Source organism: Rhizohabitans arisaemae, from assembly GCF_025996515.1.
Lineage (GTDB): Bacteria > Actinomycetota > Actinomycetes > Streptosporangiales > Streptosporangiaceae > Rhizohabitans > Rhizohabitans arisaemae.
In genome coordinates this window covers 282,413-304,756 of record NZ_BLRH01000009.1, presented here as the reverse complement: position 1 = coordinate 304,756, position 22,344 = coordinate 282,413, and the positions used below count along the sequence as shown (strand labels likewise).

At 70.7% G+C, this 22,344-nt stretch carries 18 protein-coding genes; 9 read left to right on the top strand and 9 right to left on the bottom strand.

Annotation, left to right across the window (positions count from 1 at the left end; translation table 11 throughout):
* Position 1: 1 nt before the first annotated feature.
* The 5 genes from RUR_RS02360 to RUR_RS02340 form a co-directional block, all read right to left on the bottom strand.
* Positions 2 to 436 (bottom strand): hypothetical protein, encoded by a 435-nt coding sequence (locus RUR_RS02360; protein ID WP_283133167.1) that lies wholly within the window; start codon positions 434 to 436, stop codon positions 2 to 4.
* Positions 437 to 554: 118 nt separating this feature from the next.
* The gene (locus RUR_RS02355; protein WP_283133166.1) at positions 555 to 1,616 is read right to left on the bottom strand and encodes a hypothetical protein; all 1,062 of its coding nucleotides are present in this window, start codon (positions 1,614 to 1,616) and stop codon (positions 555 to 557) included.
* 240 nt (positions 1,617 to 1,856) lie between these two features.
* On the bottom strand, positions 1,857 to 2,252 hold the full coding sequence (locus tag RUR_RS02350; protein WP_283133165.1) for a DUF4259 domain-containing protein: 396 nt from the start codon (positions 2,250 to 2,252) through the stop codon (positions 1,857 to 1,859).
* A gap of 83 nt (positions 2,253 to 2,335) precedes the next feature.
* Positions 2,336 to 2,839: an NUDIX hydrolase gene (locus tag RUR_RS02345; RefSeq protein ID WP_283133164.1), complete on the bottom strand. Its 504-nt coding sequence runs from the start codon at positions 2,837 to 2,839 to the stop codon at positions 2,336 to 2,338.
* 56 nt (positions 2,840 to 2,895) lie between these two features.
* A complete protein-coding gene (locus RUR_RS02340) occupies positions 2,896 to 4,689 on the bottom strand; it encodes a PD-(D/E)XK nuclease family protein (RefSeq protein WP_283133163.1) in 1,794 nt (597 codons plus the stop codon).
* 345 nt (positions 4,690 to 5,034) lie between these two features.
* Here RUR_RS02340 and RUR_RS02335 point away from each other — a divergent pair, with 345 nt between their 5' ends.
* The 4 genes from RUR_RS02335 (at position 5,035) to RUR_RS02320 (ending at position 8,943) form a co-directional block, all read left to right on the top strand.
* A complete protein-coding gene (locus tag RUR_RS02335) occupies positions 5,035 to 6,909 on the top strand; it encodes an N-6 DNA methylase (protein WP_283133162.1) in 1,875 nt (624 codons plus the stop codon).
* Between the two features lie 162 nt (positions 6,910 to 7,071).
* Positions 7,072 to 7,887, top strand: coding sequence for a TIGR02452 family protein (locus tag RUR_RS02330; protein ID WP_283133161.1), 816 nt, complete (start codon positions 7,072 to 7,074; stop codon positions 7,885 to 7,887).
* 65 nt (positions 7,888 to 7,952) lie between these two features.
* Complete coding sequence (locus tag RUR_RS02325) at positions 7,953 to 8,300, top strand: cupin domain-containing protein (RefSeq protein WP_283133160.1); 348 nt, start codon at positions 7,953 to 7,955, stop codon at positions 8,298 to 8,300.
* 58 nt (positions 8,301 to 8,358) lie between these two features.
* Positions 8,359 to 8,943 carry a DJ-1/PfpI family protein gene (locus RUR_RS02320; RefSeq protein WP_283133159.1) on the top strand — a complete coding sequence of 195 codons (585 nt, stop codon included), beginning with the start codon at positions 8,359 to 8,361 and terminating at the stop codon, positions 8,941 to 8,943.
* Here RUR_RS02320 and ispH read toward each other — a convergent pair.
* Genes ispH through RUR_RS02305 form a run of 3 tightly spaced genes read right to left on the bottom strand, consistent with a single transcriptional unit; the run spans position 8,940 to position 12,737 of the window.
* Positions 8,940 to 10,199 (bottom strand): 4-hydroxy-3-methylbut-2-enyl diphosphate reductase, encoded by a 1,260-nt coding sequence (gene ispH, locus RUR_RS02315; RefSeq protein ID WP_283133158.1) that lies wholly within the window; start codon positions 10,197 to 10,199, stop codon positions 8,940 to 8,942. The genes RUR_RS02320 and ispH overlap by 4 nt on opposite strands.
* Before the next feature lie 57 nt (positions 10,200 to 10,256).
* Positions 10,257 to 11,297, bottom strand: a complete 1,041-nt coding sequence (locus RUR_RS02310; RefSeq protein ID WP_283133157.1) for a family 2 encapsulin nanocompartment cargo protein polyprenyl transferase — start codon at positions 11,295 to 11,297, stop codon at positions 10,257 to 10,259.
* A 42-nt stretch (positions 11,298 to 11,339) separates the two neighbouring features.
* Positions 11,340 to 12,737, bottom strand: a complete 1,398-nt coding sequence (locus RUR_RS02305) for a family 2B encapsulin nanocompartment shell protein (protein WP_428846971.1) — start codon at positions 12,735 to 12,737, stop codon at positions 11,340 to 11,342.
* 702 nt (positions 12,738 to 13,439) lie between these two features.
* Between RUR_RS02305 and RUR_RS02300 the strand changes: the two genes are divergently transcribed.
* The 4 genes from RUR_RS02300 (at position 13,440) to RUR_RS02285 (ending at position 19,482) form a co-directional block, all read left to right on the top strand.
* Positions 13,440 to 13,916 (top strand): peroxiredoxin, encoded by a 477-nt coding sequence (locus RUR_RS02300; RefSeq protein WP_283133155.1) that lies wholly within the window; start codon positions 13,440 to 13,442, stop codon positions 13,914 to 13,916.
* A 139-nt stretch (positions 13,917 to 14,055) separates the two neighbouring features.
* Positions 14,056 to 16,623 (top strand): glycosyl hydrolase family 18 protein, encoded by a 2,568-nt coding sequence (locus tag RUR_RS02295; RefSeq protein ID WP_283133154.1) that lies wholly within the window; start codon positions 14,056 to 14,058, stop codon positions 16,621 to 16,623.
* Between the two features lie 327 nt (positions 16,624 to 16,950).
* Positions 16,951 to 18,036: a C45 family autoproteolytic acyltransferase/hydrolase gene (locus tag RUR_RS02290; protein ID WP_283133153.1), complete on the top strand. Its 1,086-nt coding sequence runs from the start codon at positions 16,951 to 16,953 to the stop codon at positions 18,034 to 18,036.
* Positions 18,037 to 18,549: 513 nt separating this feature from the next.
* Complete coding sequence (locus RUR_RS02285) at positions 18,550 to 19,482, top strand: serine/threonine-protein kinase (protein ID WP_283133152.1); 933 nt, start codon at positions 18,550 to 18,552, stop codon at positions 19,480 to 19,482.
* A gap of 139 nt (positions 19,483 to 19,621) precedes the next feature.
* On the opposite strand, the gene RUR_RS02280 is transcribed toward RUR_RS02285, so the two are convergent.
* Positions 19,622 to 20,935 carry a serine/threonine-protein kinase gene (locus RUR_RS02280; protein ID WP_283133151.1) on the bottom strand — a complete coding sequence of 438 codons (1,314 nt, stop codon included), beginning with the start codon at positions 20,933 to 20,935 and terminating at the stop codon, positions 19,622 to 19,624.
* A 347-nt stretch (positions 20,936 to 21,282) separates the two neighbouring features.
* Here RUR_RS02280 and RUR_RS02275 point away from each other — a divergent pair, with 347 nt between their 5' ends.
* Positions 21,283 to 22,335, top strand: coding sequence for an ABC transporter substrate-binding protein (locus tag RUR_RS02275; RefSeq protein WP_283133150.1), 1,053 nt, complete (start codon positions 21,283 to 21,285; stop codon positions 22,333 to 22,335).
* Positions 22,336 to 22,344 lie beyond the last annotated feature (9 nt).

The window sequence follows — 22,344 nt, the reverse complement described above, 5'->3', positions numbered from 1 at the left end:
TCTAGGCTTTCCGGATGGTCAGGACGGCTCGGTAGGCGCCGGGTGCGATGGGGTCGGCGGTCAGGCGCTCGGGGGTGACCTTGACGAGCTGGACGCGGTGGCCGCCGACGTCGGCCGAGGTGGCGAACCGGGCGTTGGTGTGGAGCCGGTGGACGGCGCGCCCGGTGGGGGTGGCGATCGTGAGTTCGGCGATCGCGTCCCCCTCCCAGACGCAGGTGACGTTCTTCGGGCAGCGGCTGTCCTCGGTGATCTTGTCGAAGGTGACCGTGAGGGAGCCGTCGGCGGGCCGGGCGCTTTCGCCCGGGGCGAGGGTGAACTCGGCCCCGGGTTCGACGGTCCGCGCGGCGTCGGCCGAGGAACCCCGCTCGCCGCCGCAGCCGGTCAGGATGAGGGTGGTCAGCAGGACCGTGAGAACCGCCGGTCGCGGACAGGTCATCGGAGTCTCCCTTCGCTTCCCGCCATGCAACACCCTTCTCGCCGCGGTCGCGCGGCTTACACGCCCGTCTCGGCGGCCGAATCCCTCCGCGGGGCGGACAACCGGCGGGGAGCCGACGTCATCGCTCGGGTTCGGCGGCAACCGGCGGGTCGTCCGGAAGGGTTTGGGCCGCCTCGGCCTGGTCGGCCTCCGGATCGCCGGCTGACCGGCCGCCCTCGGCCCGGCGGTGCAGTCGTAGCCCGACCACGCTGGTGCCGATGAGGACGGAGCCCGCGACCATGAGGGTGAGCGCGACACCGATCTCTCCGTCGGTCAGGTCGAAGAGCGCCTGGGTCACCGAGGCGGTGACGCCGAGGATCCCGCCGATGAGGAGCGCCCAGAGACGTTCGCGGCGGAACCAGGCCAGGCTGCCGACGGCGATGAGGAAGGTCAGCGCATACGTCCACGCCCCCACTCCGTCCGCCACGCTGTACTGGCTGCCCAGCAGGGCCAGCAGCACACCCGCGCCGATGCCGAACCCTCGGTGCGGCAGGATGCCCGAGAGGGCGATGAGGACCCAGGCCGCACCCACTGCGGTGATCCCCAGCCCGACCACGAAGAACGGTGCTTCCGGAAACAACGCGATGACTTGGGAGACGCTGAACGCGCTGAACACGACGGCGGCGAACACCCCGAAGACCGTGGGAATCACCGTGTAGCCGGCTAGCGCCGTCACCAGGCCGACCACCCCGGTGATGAGCCCCCGGTAATCTGCGACGGCTCCGGATCCGTCGAAGTACACGGGCTCGGCGACGAGGAACTGGGCGGCCACCGCCGCCGTCACCGCCGCGAGGGCGAACAGGGCGCCGGTGAAGCGGACTCGGATCGGTGATCCGGTCCGCGCCGGCCTCGGGAAGCCGCCCACGTTCAACCACCCGCCGGCGATCAGGCCTGCGGTGAGGACGAGCATGGTCACGATCTTCGCTATGTCGGAGAGCCCGTACAGCGCCGAGCCGATGAAGGTGGCGGTGCCCACGAGCAGGAGGCCGCCGCCGACATAGCCGATGATCTCGGGCCAGCCGATCCGGGTGGCCAGGCGGCTCTCGTCGAGGGCACGCCGGACCGAGGCCGCCTGGTCCCGGCTGATCACTTCGTCGGTGACGAGCCGCTCGAATACCCCGTCCCACGATTTGGAGGTCATGGGTGACCTCCCCCTTCCGATCGGACGTACCGGACACGATCTGAGCGCCCCGATCGTATCGCCGGGTTGATCAATTGACCGTGGGATTCCGGCACGTCAGGTATTACGGGAATCAGTCCGTCCAGGCCTTCCGATCACACGGTTCTTCCCACGGACGGGTGCCCGGGTCCGGAGAACGCCGAAAGCGACGCGGTGCGCGGGGGGCACCGCGTCGCGTGAGGTCGGCGGGAGGCGTCGCGTTCAGGCGATCGCCTGGCGGTAGGGGGCGAGCTCGGCCCGCCACTCGTCCAGCGAACCGCCCTCCTCCCACAGGTCGTACAGCTCGTTGTCCTGGGGGTCGAGGGCGCGCTCGAAGGTCGAGTGGGCGAGGTCACGGAGGTCGTCGGTGACCTCGAACGGGTTGTCGGCCAGCCACTTGGCCGCGTTGGGGTTCTCCTCGGCGGGCAGGTACTGGGCGGCGATCAGGCATGCGACGGCGATCGCCTCCGACATCTCCGGACCTTCCACGTAGTCGTCCTTCAGGGCGGCCTCCATCACGGCGCTCATGTCACGCTCCAGGTCGGTGCTGCCGTTGAGGTTCCCGAGCCCGTCCAAGGCTCCGTCATTGTCAAAGGGGCCATATCCCCACGCACCCATGGTTGTCTCTCCTTGTCGTGATCTCGATGACGGATCATAGGGGGAGACGTCACCGTGGGCTGACGCCACGTCTTCCGGCGGTGTCAGATCCGCGGGCGCCAGGGCAGGACCACGGGGACGGCGGGGAGGCCGCCGCCGAGCAGCATCCGCATGAGATGGTGCAGGCCGTCGGGGAGGATCGTCTCCTCGGTGGACTCCAGCTCCTCCGCCGTCCACCAGCGGTGGCCGACGATGAACTCCCGCTCGTACGGCTCGCGCCCGGAGACGTCCAGCGGCAGCCGGTCCACGCGGACGAAGAAGAACGAGTTGATCGCGTGGGTGGCCTGCCCGTCCAGGACCGCCGGTCCGGAGGAGGTCGCCACGACCGGCCCGAGCCGCTCGGGGGTGAGCGGGTAGCCGGTCTCCTCGCGGATCTCCCGCACCGCGGCCTCCGGGACGGCCTCGCCCGCCCGGACACCGCCGCCGGGGGTGAACCAGACGTGCCGGGCCGGATCGTTCCCGTCGGGGCGGTGGCGGAGCAGGAGGACCCGGTCACGGCGGTCGGTGAGCAGGACCCGGGCACTGGCCCGGATGGCGGGGGCGGTCATCCCAAGATCATAGTGCGGACGGCCGCGATCGGATTACTTTGTAAAGGGCGCGGCCGTCAGAACGGCGGCTCCTCGTCGTCCTCCGGCTCGGTCACGGCGGCGGCGAGGGCCTCCGCGCGGCTGCTGCTCGGACCGTCACGCAGGACCTCCCCGGTGACCGGGTCGATCGTCATCCCGTCCAGGCGCAGCGGCGTCGTGGCGGTGGAGTCGGCCGGTTCGGCGTCCGCGCACCACCGGGAGACCGGGCAGAACCGGCACCACGGGCCGGGGGTCGCCCGGAAACCGGTCTCCCCATGCCATCCGCGGGCGCGGTCGGAGACGATCCGCCGTGCGGTGGCGAGCACCCCGGGATCCGACACCCGGAGCGTGATCAGGTCTCCGGACACCGGGGTGAGCTGCTCCAGCTCCACCCGCCCGCCGGAGTCGCCCGCCGGGCCCAGCGCGCCGTCGGCGATGAGGCAGACGGCGAGGGCGAGCTGCGGCACGAGTTCGAGGGCGTTCTCCGCGGTGATGCCGCGGTGCGCGTCCGAGGTCTTCTGCTCGCGGTACACCAGCTCACCCCCGGCCCGGCGCAGCAGGTCCGGACTGGCGATCACCACGACGTCGGCCTCGGCGTCGTAGGAGGCCACCCTCGGCTCCGGGACGACCTCCGTGATCGGGCCGGGGCCGTCCAGGGGACAGATCGGCAGGTGGTTGCGGAGGAAGGGGAGGATCTCCCGGTACTCGTCCGGGGCCATCAGGGGCTCGGCGAGGCCGAGGTCCGGCTCGCCGGGTGCGGGCAGGTCCCGCCGCGTGCAGGCCGGGGCTCCGGGACGACTGTGCGCGACCTCCAGCCATCGGTGCACGAGCAGGCCGCGGCGAACCGCCGTACTCTCCGGTTCGGCACCGGGGATGTGCAGCTCGCGCAGGTGGGCCTGGGCCGGGCAGATCTGGTACTGCCGGTCCGTCGTCATCGACCAGGTGCGGCGGTGGGTTCCCCGGCCGCGCAGCCCGAGCAGGCCGGGCGTGTGGGCGAGCGTGTCGCAGGAGCCCAGGAGCTTGCATTCGGCGCAGTCCCGTCCGGGGGAGCGCGGCCCGCCGTCCAGCAGGCCGGAGGCGACCGGTACGGCCGTGGCCCGGTAGAGCGGGTGGACGTCCTCGGGGGAACCGTCGAGGAGGACTTTGACGCCGCCGCCGGTCAGCCCGATCTCCACCACGCGGACCCGCTCGGGCCGCGGGCCGCGCTCCAGCAGCGGGACGGGGATCGTCCGGTAGACGTCCTGAGGGTTGGCCGCCCGGTGTCCCGCGGCGGCGATGTAGCCCATGGCCAGGGTCGAGGGGGTGTCGGGTGTTCCGATCGGGTGGCGCATCCGCAACCGCCGGAACTCGACGACGGTGCCGTCGGGGGAGCCGTACCAGCGTCCCCAGGCGGTGAGGGCGCGCATCTCGGCCGGGGAGGCACCGCCCTGGACGATCCGCGGATGGCGTTCCGGTTCGATCGGCACGCCGTCCGCGGCGAGCTCCGCGGCGAGGCTCTCCGCCGCCTCAAGATAGGTGTCGCAGGCGTGGGCGATCCAGGCGGCGGCCCCCGGGTGCACCGGGTTGCGGTTGCCTTCGATCGCGGCCGCGGTCGCCGCGGCGGGGTCGGCCCCGCCGAATTCGACGGCGTCGAGGACGCTCATGACCAGGCCGAGCGGGAAGGTCTCCCACGGGGCGTAGCGGCGGCGCCCGCCGGTGCTCGGCCACATCTGGGGGCGGGCCTTGGCGGCGGCGAAGTCCCCGCAGTCGTCGGCGCTCCGGTCGAGCATGCTCGCCGACAGCCGGACGGTGCCGGGGTTGCCGGTCAGCGCGGTGTGGAGGGTCCGGCTCATGTGCCTCCTCGTCTCTCACAGAGCAGTATCAGGGAAGCACATGTGATTGCCATTCACAAGCAAAATGCTGATTCTAACCCGGTTAGTGATGGGTTCGGCCTGGGAAGAACCCGCTCGTGAAGAGCCCTATCACAGCGGACGCCACCCACGCGGCCGAACCGCCGGGACCGTGGCGACCGGCGGCATACGGCGGGCTGGCATGATCTCTCCCGGTACGGCCCCGCCCCGATTCGGCGGGGAGCCCGCGAGCCGGACCGGGTTTCGCGGGCGGGAGCCGTACCCGGGCCGTAAGGTCCACTACGACCGCCGCGACGTCGGCACAGCGAGCAGAGACGGAGGATGGGCATGGCCGAGGACATGACCGTCAACGCCGGGGACATCGCCCGCCTCGCCGACGTAGGCCGGGCGGCCGTCAGCAACTGGCGCAAACGGTACGACGACTTCCCCCAGCCCGTCGGCGGAACCGCCTCAAGCCCACTCTTCTCCCTGCGGGAGGTCGAAAGCTGGGCGACCCGCCACGACAAGACCTTCGTCGCCTCCCCGGGCGACTTGATCTGGCAGCGACTGCGCGGCATCGACGACGACCTGCGCCTCGGCGACCTCGTCGGACACGTGGGGGCCTACCTGCTCCACCTGCGCGAACACCCGGGCGACGGTGCCGCCCCCGCGGCCGTACCCGGGCTGCCCGGCGGGATCGACACCGAACTGGAGGAAGACCTCCTTCGAGCGGTCGCCGAATGGTCCGCCGAGGTCGGGCCGCGTGCGGCGTTCGACTTCCTGTGCGAGCGGTACACCGAGGCCCACTCCCGGCGGCTCCTCGTCACCCCGGAGCCGATCGCCGCGGTCATGGCGGCCATCGCCGGAGGGGAGACCGTGTTCGACCCCTGCTGTGGGATCGGGGCGCTCCTCGCCGCCTCGAAGGCACCCCGCCTCATCGGACAGGAGATCGACCCCACCGCGGCGCGGCTCACCGCCGTCCGCCTGCTGCTCCGCGGCGACGCCGACGTCGTCGTCCGGACCGGTGACTCCCTCCGCCGCGACGCCTTCCCGGGCGAGCGCGCCGACGCCGTACTCTGCAGCCCGCCGTTCAACGAACGGACCTGGGGGTACGAAGAACTCGCCGGAGACCCCCGATGGGAGTACGGGCTGCCGCCGCGCGGCGAGTCCGAACTCGCCTGGGTCCAGCACTGCCTGGCGCACGTCCGGCCCGGCGGCGTCGTCGTGGTGATGATGCCGACGGCCGCCGCCGCGCGCCGCCCCGGCCGCAGGGTCCGCGGGAACCTGCTGCGCTCGGGCGCGCTCCGGGCCGTCGTCACCCTGCCGCCCGGCTCCGCCCCGGGCTCCACCTCCGCCCCCGACCTGTGGGTGCTCCGCCGTCCGGCCGCCGGTGAGACGCTCCCCTCCGGCGTGCTCATGGTCGACGCGGGCCCGGACCTGGCCGCCGTGGAGCGGGCCTGGCACGCCTACGACACCGACGGCACCGAGCTCCCCGGCGTCAGCCGTGTCGTCCGCATCATCGACCTCCTCGACGACGAGGTCGACCTGTCCACCCCCCGGCACCTGGCCGCCGTCCCGGTCCCGGCCGCACGCTTCCCCGACCTGCGGGATCGGCTCGCCGCGATGCTGACGACCACCGTCCCCGACCTGGGGGTCCGCCGGGAGCGGCGGGAGCTGCCGGCCACCAGCGTCGGCGAACTCGTCAAAGCGGGGGTCGTCACCGTCCACCAGGCGCCGCAGAAGACCCCGGTCGACGGCGGCGACCTCCCGGTGCTGACCGTGGCCGACCTCGTCGAGGGTCGCGAACCCGGCGGGCGGACCGTGCCCGCGCCCGACACGGTGCTCACCGAGCCCGGCGACGTCGTCACCCCGCTCACCCCGACCGATCCGGTGGCGCGGGTGATCTCCCAAGGCGGGGTGGCCCTCGGCCCGCAGCTGCTGCTCTTCCGGGTCGACGCCGAACGGGTGGACCCGCACTTCCTCGCCGGGTTCCTGCGGATCGCCGGCGGCGCGGGGACGGCTCGCGCCTCGTCGGCCTCGACCAGGATCGACGCCAGGCGGGTGCGGATCCCGCGTCTGCCGATCGAGGAGCAGCGCGCGTACGGCGCGGCGTTCCGGAGCCTGACGGAGTTCGAGGACGGCGTCCGCGCGGCGGGTTCGCTCGCCCGTTCCCTGGTCCGACTCGGCTTCGACGGACTCGCCGAAGGCGTCCTCCAGCCGTAGGGCCGGTACGGGCATACCCCTTCCCGCGGATCCGGTACGGGCGGAGCCGGAGATCCGCCTCAAAGGGATGGCCGGGCCGGCTGCCGCGAGGGGCCGCGTCAGCCGTACCCGCATGGATATCGGTTTGTGCGACGGATCGGTGCCCGGTCATGATGGCGCCTCATGAGGGCGAGGTTCCGCGAGATCGCGCGGGAGACGGTGGACATCCTGGACGCGGGAGGGTACGCCACCCGGTCGGGGCGGCGGGTTTCCCTGGCCGAGGACGTCGCCCGTGCGGTGGCGGGCACCCGGCTCCATCCGCCCGGGGAGGTGCTTGCGGGCGGCGAGGCCCGGCCGGAGCAGCGGATCGAGGTGGTGAACGAGTCCACCCTGGTGGCCGGGCGCCGGTTGACGGCCGGCGACGCCGACGTCGCCTGTCTCGTCTTCGCCTCGGCGATGAACCCCGGCGGCGGATTCCTCAACGGCGCCCAGGCGCAGGAGGAGAGCCTGGCCAGGTCGTCGGCGCTGTACCCCTGCCTGGTCGCGGTCCCGGAGTTCCACGACCACCATCGCGCCCGGCAGGATCCTCGGTACAGCGACCACGTCGTCCACTCGCCGCGGGTGCCGGTGTTCCGCGACGACTCGGGTGAGCTGCTGGACGAGCCGTACCGCGTGACCTTCCTGACCGCGGCGGCGCCCAACGCGGGCGCCGTCGGGCGGGAGCGGCCGGAGGCGGTGGCCTCGCTCCCGGCGACACTGCGGGCGCGGGCCGCCCGGGTGCTGGACGTGGCGGCCGCGCACGGGCACCGCCGGCTGGTGCTCGGGGCGTGGGGGTGCGGGGTGTTCCGCAACGATCCGACGGTGGTGGCGGGGGCCTTCGCCGCCGCGCTGGGCGGACGGCCCCGATTCGATCACGTCTGTTTCGCGGTGCTCGACCCGCAGCCGGGTACGCCGACCTTTGCGGCGTTCGCCCGGATCCTCGGCGGCGGGGGCGGCTGACCGAATCGAGGTGGCTCAGCGTGCCGTCACGGGGTGTGATCGAAGGCCGTGCTTATAGTTCGAGCATGGACAAGGTGTCGTTGGAGGCCGTCGCACGCAACCAGCTCGAACGGGCTGCCATGACCTCGAGCGGGCGGAGCGCGCAGACCGTGTACGGCGGTCACGCGTACGTGCTCCGCCAGACGGTGATCGCGCTGACCTCGGGGATCACCCTCGACGAGCATGAGAACCCCGGGGAGGCGACGGTCCAGGTCCTGATCGGGCGGGTGCGGCTGATCGCGGGCGACGTCTCCTGGGAGGGGCGGACCGGGGCGCTGATCGTGGTCCCGCCCATGCGCCACTCACTGGAGGCGATGGAGGACGCCGCGGTCCTGCTCACCGTCGCCAAGATCGGTTCGACGCCCGAGGAGTGAGGTCGGTCCGGCGGAAAAGCCGGTGATCCTGCCTGGGCCTATCCGGATAATCGCGGACATGAAACGTATTGGCATTCTGCTGTTCGACCAGGTGGAGGAGCTGGACGCGGCCGGGCCGTGGGAGGTGTTCGGCCTCTGGGCCACCACCTGCCCCGACGAGGCGTCGGTGGTCTCCCTGGCCACCTCGCCGGGTCCGGTCCGCGCGGCCCACGGCCTGACCTTCCACGCCGACCGGGGCTTCGCCGACGTGGGGGAGCTCGACGTCCTGGTCTACCCGGGAGGCAGGGGGACCCGTCCGCTGCTCAAGGACACCGGGCACCTGGACTGGGTGCGGGAACGACGGGAGCGGACACCGCTGATCGCGAGCGTCTGCACCGGCTCCCTCGTCCTCGCCGCCGCGGGCCTGCTCCGGGGGCGTCCGGCCACCACCCACTGGAGCTGCCTGGACCTGCTCGCCGAGCTCGACCCGAGCGTCGAGGTGCGGCGCGAGGACCGGTTTGTGGACGACGGGGACGTGGTCACCTCGGCGGGGATCTCCGCGGGCATCGACATGTCGTTGCACCTGGTGGCGAGGTTCGCCGGAGTGGAGCGGGCCCGGGAGATCCGTCGCGAGATGGAGTACGACCCGCTGCCCCCGGTCTAGCGCGCGGCGGTGGGCAGGGTGAAGCGGACGTTCTCCGGCGGCGCGGCACGCTCGACCACGGTCACCGGCCCGAGGCCGCCCAAGGCGTGGACGACCTCGGCGACCAGGTACGGCGGCGCCGAGGCCCCGGCGGTCAACCCGACGCTGTCCACCCCCGCCAGCCATTCGGGCCGGATGTCCCCGGTGTCGTCGATCAGATGGGCCGGGACCCCGCGCCGGTGGGAGAGCTCCACCAGCCTGCGGGAGTTGGAGGAGTTGTCCGACCCGATCACCAGGATCAGCCCGGCCTCGTCGGCGACGTCCTTCAGGGCCTCCTGGCGATTGGTCGTTGCGTAGCAGATGTCGTCGGAGGCGGGTCCGCGCAGGGCGGGGAACCGGGCTCGGAGGGCGTCGATCACCTCGGCGGTCTCGTCCACCGCGAGCGTGGTCTGCGTCAGGTACGACACCCGGTGGGGGTCGGGCACCACCAGGCCGTCGACGTCTTCGACCCGCTCCACCAGGACGGTCTGCGCCGGGGCTTCACCCATCGTGCCCTCCACCTCCTCGTGTCCCGCATGGCCGATGAGGAACACCGTGTCACCGCGGGCCGCGAACCGGCGGGCCTCGATGTGCACCTTGGTGACGAGGGGGCAGGTCGCGTCGACCACCCGGAGCCCCCGCCGGTCGGCCTCGGCGTGCAACTCCGGCGAGACCCCGTGCGCGGAGAAGACCACCGTCGCCCCGTCCGGGACGGTGTCCAGCTCGTCCACGAAGACCGCGCCGCGGGTCTGCAGGTCCGACACCACATGGGTGTTGTGCACGATCTGCCGCCGGACGTAGATCGGACCGCTCTCCCGGGTCAGCAGGCTCTCCACCGTCTCGATGGCGCGTTCGACCCCGGCGCAGAACGACCTCGGCGAGGCGAGCAGGATCCTCCGCTCCCCGGTGGCCGCGAGCCAGGCGGCCAGGGCCGTCCTGGCGTGGTGGCGCGCCCCGGTGTCTGCGGCCACGCCGAGCCCCGCGGGCCCGCCGGTCGCCCGGAGCAGGACGGCCAGCGCCGCCGAGTCCTCCCCCTGCCCACCGGGCGACGGGAGGGGGAGGGGGCCTCGTACGGCGGTCACCCCACGACGGCGCAGTTCACCGGCGAGCAGCGGCGCGGCCGGGCAGTCCACCGCCGGACCGGGGCCGATCAAGGTGTCGGCGACGAGCGCCGACGTGGGTGCCGGTGGGCCGGAGGCGGCGCCGACGGGCACGGGCCGGATGTCACGGACTGTCATCTGCGGGGCTCCTCGACTCGGTCGGTCGTCTGGTCGCCAGGGGGTGCCTGGATGTGGTCAGCGGTCGCGCCGGGTGGCGAGCCGGGCGAGGGCCTCCAGTTCGCCCGCCGCCCGCCCCGCCGGCCTGGCCGATCGCAGGTGGTGCAGGGCCTTGGCGAGGAGCTCGTCGGCCCGGGCGCGGCTCCAGGACCGTCCGCCTGCGGCCTCGATCAGCTGGGCGCCCCGGGCGGGCTCGGCGTCGGTGAGGGGGGTGTCCCGGCGGTAGAGCGCCGCGAGTTCCGCCCCGGCCTCGCTCCCGGAGGTGAGGGCGGCGACCACCGGCAGCGACTTCTTCCGGCTGCGCAGGTCGGAGTGGACGGGCTTACCGGTGACGGCGGGGTCGCCCCAGATGCCGAGGAGGTCGTCGGTGAGCTGGAACGCCAGCCCCAGCAGCCGCCCGAAATCGCCCAGGTGCGCCACCTGCTCGGCGGTGCCGCCCGCCAGCAGGGCCCCCAGGGCGCAGGAGCAGCCGAGCAGGGCGCCGGTCTTGCGCTCGGCCATGGTCAGGCATTCGGCGAGGCCGACGTCGTGCCGCCGCTCGAAGCTCACGTCCGCGTTCTGGCCTTCTAGCAGGTCCAGCACGGTCGCGGTGAGCATCCGCCCGGCTTCCCGCAACCGCGGGTGCCCGATTCCGGCGAGCGTGTCGAAGGCGAGGGTCTGCATCGCGTCCCCGGCCAGGATCGCCGCGCCGAGGCCGTACACGGTCCAGGCGGTCGGGCGGTGCCGCCGGGTGACGTCCCCGTCCATGATGTCGTCGTGCACGAGTGAGAAGTTGTGGATCAGTTCCACCGCCACCGCGGCCGGGACGGCGGCGGCGGGCTCGCCGCCCACGGCCTCGGCCGCCAGCAGGACGAGTGCGGGACGGATCGCCTTCCCGCCGTCGGATTCGGCGGGCGTGCCGTGCTCGTCCCACCAGCCGAAGTGGTAGCCGGTGATGTGCCGCATCGCGGCGGGCAGGGTGTCGACCGCCCGGCGGAGACCGGGGTCGATCAGTTCGCGGCTCCAGCCCAGCACCTCGCCCGTCTGGCGTGCCTCGGCGGTCATCTCGATTCCGGCCATCCGCCCGTCCCCTTTCTACGACGTGGTTTCCGCGCTGCTTGGTCAGTGGCCGAGTTCGACGTTCTCCAGGATGCCGAGGGCGTCGGGGACCAGGACGGCGGCGCTGTAGTAGGCGCTGACCAGGTAGGAGATGACGGCTTTGTCGTCGACGCCCATGAAGCGGACCGAGAGGCTGGGCTGGTATTCGTCGGGGATGCCGGTCTGGTGGAGGCCGATGACGCCTTGGTTCTCCTGGCCGGTGCGCATGGCCAGGATGGAGGTGGTGCGGGTCTTGGTGATGGGGATCTTGTTGCAGGGCAGGACGGGGACGCCGCGCCAGGCGGGGATCCTGTGCCCGTCGAGTTCCACGCTCTGGGGGTAGACCCCGCGCCGGTTGCACTCCCGGCCGAACGCCGCGATCGCCTGCGGGTGGGCCAGGAAGAAGTTCGTCCGTCTGCGGCGGCTCAGCAGATGATCGAGGTCGTCGGGGGTGGGTGGGCCGGTGCGGGGGTGCAGGCGCTGGCGGAGGTCGGCGTTGTGGAGCAGGCCGATCTCGCGGTTGTTGACGAGTTCGTGTTCCTGGCGTTCGCGCAGGGCTTCGATGGTGAGGCGGAGCTGCTGCTCGGTCTGGTTCATCGGGTGGTTGTAGAGGTCGGCCACCCGGCTGTGGATGCGCAGGACGGTCTGGGCGACGCTGAGTTCGTATTCGCGGGGTGTGGTCTCGTAGTCGGCGAAGGTGGCGGGGAGGTTGTGTTCGCCGGTGTGGCCGGCGGCGAGCTCGATGGCGGCTTCGCCGTGGCGGTTGTGGGGTTTGGGCGGGTTGTCGTGGAGGTTGCGCAGGTGGGCTTGGAGGGTGGGGGATTGGTCGGTGAGTTCGGCGAAGGCCTGGCGGGGGAGGCTGAGCAGGGTGCAGGCGGTGAGGGTGGTGACGGTGTAGGGCCAGGTGGCGGTCTCGTCGGTGAGGGCGTGGTCGCCGAAGTGGTCGCCGTCGGCCAGGACGCCGAGGGTGGCCTGGTCGCCGTAGGGGCCGGCGCCGGTTTTGGTGATCTTGCCGTGGGCGATGAGGTAGATCCGGTCGGCGGTCTGGCCGGTGTGGGCCAGGGTGTGGCCGGCTTCGACTTCGTGCTGGGTGAAGCGGGTGGCCAGGGCTTGGAGGGTGTCGGGGTCGTCGTATCCGCGCAGGAGGGGGATCTCGACGAGTTCGGCGGGGATGACCTGGACGGTGGCCCCGGCGGTGGTGAAGCTGACGCGGCCGTCGCCGATGGCGTAGGTGAGGCGGCGGTTGACGCGGTAGGTGCCGCCGGTGACCTGGACCCAGGGGAGCATGCGCAGGAGCCAGCGGGAGGTGGTCTCCTGGATTTGGGGGACGGATTTGGTGGTGGTGGCCAGGTTTTTGGCGGCCGCGGTACTGAGAGCCGTCTGCGCCCGCTGGACGTCTGTCTCAACCGGTTGGGTCACAATACACACTACCAATCTTGGTTATTCGCGAAAATGCGGGTTAGTGTTTATTGCGGGTTCGGCCTGGATTGATGATGCGTGGAATCAGCCTGTCATCGGGGCGTGGGCATGCGTTTATCGGCAGAGCTGTGACATGGTGTGGGGGTCTTTGTCGGGCTGCGTCAACCCATCTCCAGACAGCGCTTAGTTTGCTGCAATCGCGCGGCGCATGTCAATTGGAAAGTGAATCAATCCTCGGGGTAGGATAATCGGATATATCGACCAAGTGTGGCATTTGGGATAAATCATTATATCCGGGATATTCTATTTATAGAGTTATTCAGAAAGATGGATGATTTGCCGGCTGTTCTCTACGGCCGGGAGCGGTCCTGCCGGGAGAAAGGCCGGGCGGGGGATGGGATCGGGCTGATTCGGATCACACTTCCGGATCGCCGGATCCGGGTGGGTTCGGGAGGTGTCGGCGACGGAGGGGCCGGGCGCGAGCCGTACCGCCAATGCGGGCTCAAGCCGGCCTCGGGGCCGGAGACGGCGGGAAAACTGACTGGACTAGACAGGAGTTCGATGAATGTTTGTCAGGTCGACTTTTTGTCCGCCGAAGTCGGTCGATTACGCAAGAATCACCCGGAGGCGCCCATCTCCGGCCCAAAGCATCACGGGGTGGCGCGACAAGGGGCCGGAGCGTGTGAATTCAGGGAGGTACCTATCGTGGCTGCGAACCCCAGGGTCGGAGACGTCGTCAAGGACTTCGAGCTTCCCGACCAGACCGGTACGCCGCGGCGGCTCAGCGCCTTCCTGGAGGACGGACCGGTCGTGCTGTTCTTCTATCCGGCGGCCATGACGACCGGCTGCACCCTGGAGAGCTGCCATTTCCGCGACCTCACCCCGGCCTTCGCCAAGGTGGGGGCGACGCCGGTCGGGATCAGCAGGGACACGGTGGACAAGCAGCGCAGGTTCGCGGAGCGGTACCACCTGACCTATCCGCTGCTCTCGGACCGGCACGGCTTCGTGGCGCGGCGGCTGGGCGCGCGGCGGACCTTCGCCTTGGGACCGTTCCTGACACGGCGCATGACTTTCGTCGTCGACGTCGACCGCCGCCTGCTGGAGACCATCCACAGCGAGACGAACATGCAGACGCACGCGGACCGCGCCCTGGAGGTGCTGCGGGCCCGCGCCGGAGGGTGATCGGCGCAGCGGTATCACGCCGTCGGCGCCGAGTGCGGCCTCTGTCTCATTGATCCGTTTTGGGTCTTGCCGAGATCGGAGCGCAGGTTTACGATCCGCTCAACTATTAGGAAACTTTCCTTAAAGAAAGAGTCCTCCCATGCGCCGATTCGTCGTCGTGCTTTTGGTCATGATCGTCGCCTCCGCTCTTGCCGCCCCCGTGCAGGCCGCCACTCGCTTGACAGCGGCCTTCACCCTCAACGGGACCGTGGGCAAGTTCGTGGTGAGCAACCCGAACCCCACCCCCGTCACCGGATGGTCGATCGTGTTCGACCTGCCGGCCGGGGTCACCGCCGGCAATCCACAGAACGCCACCATCAGCCAGAACGGCACGCGGGTCCGGTTGAACCCCGCGTTCTACATCAACACCGTGCGGGCGAACGGCAGCACCGAGCCGTGGAGCCCCACCATCACCCTCAGCTCGGCGGTCCAGCCCACGAGCTGCAAGATCAACAACGCCAACTGCGACGGCAGCGGCGACCCGCCGCCGCCCCCCGCGCCGCTCTCGGCCACCTACGACGTCAACGGCACCCAGGCGAAGTTCGTCGTCGCCAACAACACCGCCACCGTGCTCAACGGATGGTCGATCGTGTTCGAGCTCCCGGTCGGGGTCACCGCGAGCAACGCGCAGAACGCCACCCTGAGCCAGAGCGGGCGCATCGTCACCCTCACCCCGCTCCACTACAACACCAACGTCGCGGCGAACGGCACCACCGAGCCGTACAGTCCCTCGTTCACGGTCAGCAGCGCCGGCGCCGAGCCGACCAGCTGCCGGATCAACGACGTGAACTGCGACGGCTCCCCGGACGTCGGGCCCGGTGCGCCCACCAACCTGCGGGTGACCGCCAAGACCACCCGGATCGTCGCCCTCGCCTGGGACGCGGCCACCCCGGGCAGCCTGCCCATCGTCGGCTACGACGTCTACAACGGCGCCACCCTCGCCGCGTCGGTGACCGGGACCACCGCCACGATCAGCGGGCTCACCCCGAACTCGCCGTACACCTTCACCGTGCGGACCAAGGACCGGCGGAACAACGCCTCGCCGCCGAGCGGGGCGCTGCAGGTGACGACCAACAACCCCGCCAACGACACCCAGGCGCCGACCGTGCCGGGCAACCTCCAGGCCGGCACGGTGACCGCCTCGTCGGTCAACCTCTCCTGGGGCGCCTCGACCGACAACAGCGGGGTCTTCGGCTACGAGGTCTTCCTCGACGGGGTCCTGAAGACCACGGTCACCGGCACCTCCGCCACCGTCAACGGGCTCTCCCCGTCCACCCGGTACACCTTCACCGTCCGGGCCCGGGACACCTACGACAACGTCTCCGCGCAGAGCAACAGCGTGGTGGCGAACACCTCCGACGTCATCGGCCCCGGCTACGCCCGGGTCGGGTACTTCGTCCAGTGGGGCATCTACGGACGCCAGTACTTCATCCGCAACCTGGACACCACCGGGGCCGCGGCCAAGCTCACCCACATCAACTACGCGTTCGCCAACATCGACCCGGTGAACCTCACCTGTCTGCAGGGCGTCACCAAGGGCACCTCGCCGAACCCGCAGGACCCCAACCAGGGTGACGGCGCGGGTGACGCCGAGGCCGACTACGGCCGTCCGTTCAGCGCCGGGCAGTCCGTGGACGGCGTCGCGGACACCGGGTGGGAGCGGCTCCGCGGCAACTTCAACCAGATCAAGAAGCTCAAGGTGAAGCACCCGCACCTGAAGGTCCTCATCTCCCTGGGCGGCTGGACCTACTCCAAGTACTTCTCCGACGTGGCGGCCACCGACGCGGCCCGGAAGAAGTTCGTCGCCTCCTGCATCGACATCTACATCAAGGGCAACCTGCCGGTGGTCAACGCCTCCGGCGGGCCGGGCAGCGCCCTCGGGGTCTTCGACGGCATCGACCTGGACTGGGAGTGGCCGGGTGCCGAGGGCCACGCCGGCAACCACATCGGCCCGAACGACAAGGCGAACAACACCCTGCTGATCGCCGAGTTCCGCCGCCAGCTGGACGCGCTGACCGAGCAGACCGGCAAGCGCTACCAGCTCACCGCCTTCACCCCCGCCGACCCCGTCAAGATCGCGGCCGGCTGGGACCTGCCCGAGGTCGCCAAGTCCCTGGACATCTTCAACATCCAGGGCTACGACTTCCACGGCGCGGGCAGCGACAACTCCTGGGAGCCGAACCGGACCGGCCACCAGGGCAACCTGTACACCGACACCGAGGACCCCTACAACTTCAAGTTCAGCGTGGAGAACGCGGTGAACGTCTACCTCCAGGCCGGGATCAACCCACGCAAGCTCACCATCGGCATGGCCTTCTACGGACGTGGCTGGAAGGGCGTCACCGACGGCGGCAAGGCCGGTGAGTGGCAGGCCGCCACCGGGGCCGCGAACGGCCAGTTCCAGGAGGAGGCCGGCACCCGCGGGTACAGCAACCTCATGGCGATGGTCCCCGCGTGCAACGGCACGGGCGTCCGGCACGACACGCAATCGGTGTCCACCTACTGCTTCACCGGGAACGGCGGGGAGTGGTGGACCTTCGACGACGCCTGGTCGATCCAGCAGAAGACCGCCTGGCTCAAGAGTAAGAACATGCTCGGCGCGATGATCTGGGAGATGTCCGGCGACACCGGAACCCTGATGAACGCCCTCGACGCCGGTCTCCGCTAACCGGCTCGGCGGCCGGGCCGCCGTGCGGGACTCACCCCGCGCGGCGGCCCGTTCCGTTTCCGGTACGGCCGTGGGCGGCCTCGCCCGTACCGCTTCCTTATCCGAAGCGATGAAAGCGACGATCTCGCCTTTACATGACGAACATATTCACCGTCTCCCAAGGCGGCTAGGGTCGGGCGTCAGTCGACAGGGCCGGATCGATGTGCCGGAATCCGGTCGAGGCACAAGGAGGGCTATGCCGACCATCGGCCGAGGGTATCGGGCGGAACATCTGGAGTCCGGCTTTCCGTGCGGAGAGGCCGGTACGGCGGATCGGAGGGTTTCCCGATGACCGTGCACCATCTCCGAATCGACGCGCTCGACCCCTATGCCCGGGGTGAACACATCGGCCGGGCCACCGCCGGCGCGATCGCCGACAACCTCCGCTCCTACGGACTTCTCTTCGACGCGGTGAAGGTGAGCCGCGGTGACCTGCCCGCTTTCGGCGCCGCCGCGATCGATCGCGTCGCGGGATGGGCGCCGGGCCTGGTGCGCGAATGGGAGGGCATCGCGGCGGGCGCGGCCGTCGACCTGTGGCAGATCGGCATGCTCAACGCGCGGACCGAGATCCTGGCCACCGGGGAGCTGACGGAGGCGGCGGAGTGCTCCGCCGCGGTGTTCGTCCCGGAGGAGGGCGCGCCCCGCAGCGTCCAGACCTGGGATTGGAACGAAGCCTTGGGAGGCGCTCTCTACCTGGTCACCCATGAGGTCGAGGGCGGGGCGCGGCTGCGTTACTTCACCGAGGCCGGTATCACCGGCAAGATCGGCCTCGCCTCCCGCGCGGGCGACGGGGCGGTCGGCGTCCACCTCAACATGCTCCGCCACGAGAGCGACGGGGAGGGGATCGGCGTGCCGGTCCACACGGTCGCGCGTCGGCTGCTCGAATGCGCGGACTCCCCGGAGAGCGCCGTCGCCATCGCCCGGTCGGCCGACGTCTCGGCGTCGTCGGCGCTCACCGTGGTGGGTTTCACCTCCGGCCGCTCGTGGGCGGTCACCCTGGAGATCAGCCCGGCCGGTGTCGCGGTCCACACCCCGGACGAGGGGGGAATCCTCGTCCAGACCAACCATTTCGTCGACCCCGGACTGGCCCGGGGCGACCTGGCGTGGAAGACCTCCGACACGTGGGCCCGCAGGACGGTGCTCGAACAGCGCCGGGAGCTCCTCCGCTCTCCCCGGCCGGACGACCGGTTCGCCTTCCTGCGCCGTCACCCCGAGGACGGGGCGGGCGTGTGCAGCCACCCCGATCCCGCGCTCCCGTTCGAAGAGCGCTGGAGCACCCTCATCACCATCGACGTCGACTACGAGCGGCACGTTCTCCGGCACGTCGACGCGGGCCCGTGCCGGCACGACGACCTCGGCCACCGCACGTTCTGACCGGATCTGAGAGGGCCACCGTGCGGGGCCGACCCCGTGCGGCGGTCCGTTCCGTTTCCGGTACGGCCTGGGGTGGCTTCCGGGTGAGGCCGGGGGCGTGAGCGGTCCGGCGTCGCCCGTACGGGCCGGGTCGCGCGGTTCCGCTGGACCTCGTACCAGGTGGGCCTGCGGTTTCGCGAGCCACCGGTGGCCGCCGGGGCGTGTGCGGGGACCGGCGGTTTCTCCTACGGGCCGGGCACGTGCACGCGCGAAACGCGGCGGCGATCCGGATTGAGGAAGGGCGCCTCGCGCCGACGGCGCGTTCTGACGAGGGAGGATGCCGCCTCCCCGGCGTTTTGAGCCGGCCGGGCGGAGGCTCGGCCCGAAGGCACGGCTCTTGACGGCGACCATGCCTGACACGGTGAGCACCTCCGGATTGTCACCGCGACGAGACCTACCGGGTCTGGCCGGTAGGTGTATCCGTGACTGTGCCAAGGTGGATCGACCATGTCTCCTCGGAGTGAGGGAGCCGCCATGCTGGACACGGATCGCTATCGGCTGGATCGGGTGATCGGCCGCGGCGGGATGGGGGAGCTGTGGGAGGGGGTCGACACCCGGCTGCACCGGCGTGTCGCGGTCAAGCTCATCGGGCGGGACCGGCTGTCGGAGGACGCGGCGCGGCGATTCCGGCGGGAGGCGCGGATCATGGCGCAGCTCCGCCACCCCGGTATCCCCGCCATCTACGACTTCGGGCGGAGCCGGGACGACTACTTCCTGGTGATGGAGCTTGTCGACGGCTGGACGCTCACCCATGTCCTGGACCTGCACGAGCGGCTCCCGCTGTCCTGGGCCGCCATGATCGGGGCCCAGCTCTGCGCGGTCCTGTCCGCGGTGCACGCCCGCTCGGTCATCCACCGCGACCTCAAGCCCGGAAATCTCATGATCTGGCCGGACGGGACCCTCGTGGTGCTGGACTTCGGCATCGCGACCGTCCTGGACTCCCCCGAGTACTCGGTGATCACACGCTCCTCGGACCGGCCGGGGACGGGCAACTACATGGCTCCCGAGCAGCACCGCGGGGCGCAGGTCACGGCCTCCGCCGACCTGTACGCGGTGGGCTGCGTCCTGTACGAGATGGCCACCGGGAGCCGGGTCTTCCAGTCCGCGAACCTGCTCACCGAGATCAACGGGCATGTCGAGGGGGAGCCGCGGCCGCTCCGGGAAACGGAACCGGCGCTGCCCGGCGAGTTCGACGAACTGGTCATGGCCCTGCTGGCGAAGGACCCCCGCAACCGGCCGGGGGACGCGGAGGAGGTGTTCCACCGGTTGATCCCCTGGGTCCGGGACCTCCCCGCCCTACCGGGGGTGATCGAGGGGCGTCTGACCCCCGTCCACCTGCACGCCGCCGCGCTCACCTGGGGCGGCTGGCCACCCGGCGCAGCCCGTACCCTGCTCTCCCCCGGGTGACGCTTGCCGTGCCGGGTGGGCGCCGGGAAACCACCGATCCGGTACGGCCTGCGGCGGCACAGCGCCGGACCCGCCGGGTGATAGGTCCGGCGCGGCCCCGTACCGGAGAGGAGCGGTGTTTCCGGCAGCGGTGACCGGGTCAGCGGGCGAGGGCGACCATCAGCTCCGCGGCCGTGGGGCGGTTCCGGGGGTCGGGGTCCAGGCATCCGGCGACGGGGGCCCGCAACGGCCCGGGCAGCGCGGACAGGTCGGGCCGGTGCTCGGTGATCAGCTTGAGCACCTGGTAGAGGGTGGGCGCCTCGAAGGGCGAGCGGCCGGTGGCGGCGAAGAGCATGGTCGAGGCCCAGCTGAACACATCCGACTCGGAACCGACCGGACCGCCCGCGACCTGCTCGGGGGACATGTAGGCCGGGGTCCCCTTGGCGTGACCCGAGGTCATGGTGACCCGGTCCAGCGCTTTGGCGACCCCGAAGTCGATCACGCGCGGCCCGTCTGGGCCGATCAGGACGTTGGCGGGTTTGAAGTCGCGGTGCACCACCCCGGCCGAGTGGATGCCGCTGAGCGCGGCCGAGGTCGCGATGGCCAGCCGGGTCAGCCCGGCGCCGTCCCGGGGCCGCTCCTCCAGGACCAGCCGCTCCAGCGACGGGCCGTGCACGTACTCGCTCACGATGTACGCCCGGTCCCCGACGACGTCCACATCGATGATCCGCGCGGTGGAGAAGGGCGGCACCCGGCGGGCGGCGGCGACCTCGCGGATGAACCCGTCCCGCTCCGCCGCGACGTCGTTGATCCGCTGGTGCAGCAGCTTGACCGCCACCGGCTGCCCGTCGGGGGCCTGCCCGAGGTAGACCGTGCCCTGCCCGCCCTCGCCGAGCTTGCGGGTCAGCACGTAGGGCCCGATCTGCCGGGGAATCGAGGTGGACGGGGGAACCGGGCCTCCGCCGGTGTTCCAGGAGGTTTCTGCGGGGACCCTCCGCGAGGTGGGATGCGAGCCGGTGTTCCAGGGGGTCTGAGCGGGGGGCGTGGCAGACGGGTGCCGATCGCGCGGCGGGGAGGGAGCCGCGTTGCCGTACGAGGACACGGGCGGAACGTGGTCGAACCGGGGGACCGGGAAGACGGCGCGCCGGAGCCGGAAGGCGTGGACGGTGCCGCCCAGCCATTCGACGATGAACCAGATGGTGGCGGCGGTGTTGTTCTGCCAGCTGTCGGTGCCCGCCTTGGTCAAGTAGTCGACCATCGACAGGTACAGGAAGAACAGGGTCGTGTAGCCCGCTGCGGCCAGCCCAAGCCGCCGGCTGCCCAGCCGGGCCGCCGCGTACCCGATCACCAGCGGGGTCGCGAAGCCAAGGGTGAGCAGCGGGGCCAGCGCCCAGATCTTGGCCAGGCGACTGCCGCGCGGCGGCCGTTCCGGAGGGTAAGGGGTACGACCGCTGGGGGATCGGTAGGCGGACACAGGCGAATAATACGAACGAATCAGCCGGTGATGTCAGAGGTCGCCACGGTCCGTCGCACCCCGTGTCGCGGGAATCCCTGTCGAGGTCGTCGGACGGGTCCGTCCCCCGGAGACGGAAGGATGCCGGCTCGCCTGCTCCAGCCGTCGGTCCGCGTGCGGAGGCGAGTCTGAAGTAGGGATTGGATACAAAGAGTCTTCCCTCTTAAAAAGCCTTAGTTTGCGATCCGGGCATGGTGTGCATTGATTGGATACAGGATGCAAATTTTGGCTGAGGTCAAGATGAGGAGATGCCGATGGCGAAACCGGCGTACCCGGGGGGATGGAGGTCCACGCCGCGGAGCAGGCGTGTGGCGGTCGTTGTGGCGATGACGCTGGCCTTGGGCGCATGCGGGGGTGTCGACCTCACCGACGCCGGCCCGGACGAGGTGGCCGGTGAGGTGGCGGTGCCGGCCTCGGAGGCGGCGCTGCGGGAGAAGGTCCAGGGGAAGACGGTCTCGGTGGCGAGCGCCGGCTTCACCAACCCCACCTTCACCACGATGCACAAGACACTGGAGATTCTGAACAGCGACTTCGGCGTGAAATCCGACTACCGGGTGATGGACTCCTCGCCGATGAACGCGGCCCTGATCTCGGGTCAGATCCAGATCGGTCACGTCTCCATCGGCGGGATGCTCGGCGCGATCGAGGCGGGCGCGCCGCTGGTCGCGATCGGGGTGAACTCCCAGAAGAACGCCTACGAGATCCTGGCCAAGGCGCCGATCGCCAAACTCGAGGACCTCCGGGGCAAGCCCTTCGCGGTCTCCCAGAACCTCAATTCGATCGTCGGCCAGACCGCGACGACCTGTTTCGATCAGGTTGGCATGGATGTGAAGAAGGACCTCCAGCTGATCCATCTCGGTAACGTCTCCCAGATCACCGAGGCGTTGCTCAAGGGAACGGTCGCCGCCGGGGTCGCCACCAACTATGTGCGGATCGAGTTCGGGCTGGAAACCAAGGACACCTGGAACGTCCTGTGCCGGGGGGCGGACGCCAACCCGCAGTTCCACAACCTCTACACGGTCGGCAAGGAGTGGCTGCGGGAGAACGGCGACCTCGCGCTCGCCCTGGTGGCGGCCGAGCTGAAGTCGGCCCGCTGGGCTCGGGCGAACCCCGACGAGTGGGTCAAACTCGCGATGTCCAAAGTACGGGACCTCACCGAGGAACAGGCGAAGCTGGACTACAAGATGTTCATCGAGGAGCTCGACATGTGGCCGGTGAACGGGGGAATCGACCAGACGATCTGCGACAGGAGCATCGCCACGGCGAAGAAGTTCGGCGTGCTGCGCAAGGATCTCACCTGCGCCGACATCATGACCCGTAAGTACCAGGACGCCGCCCTGGCACTTCTCGGCAGACAGTGAGGACGGCCT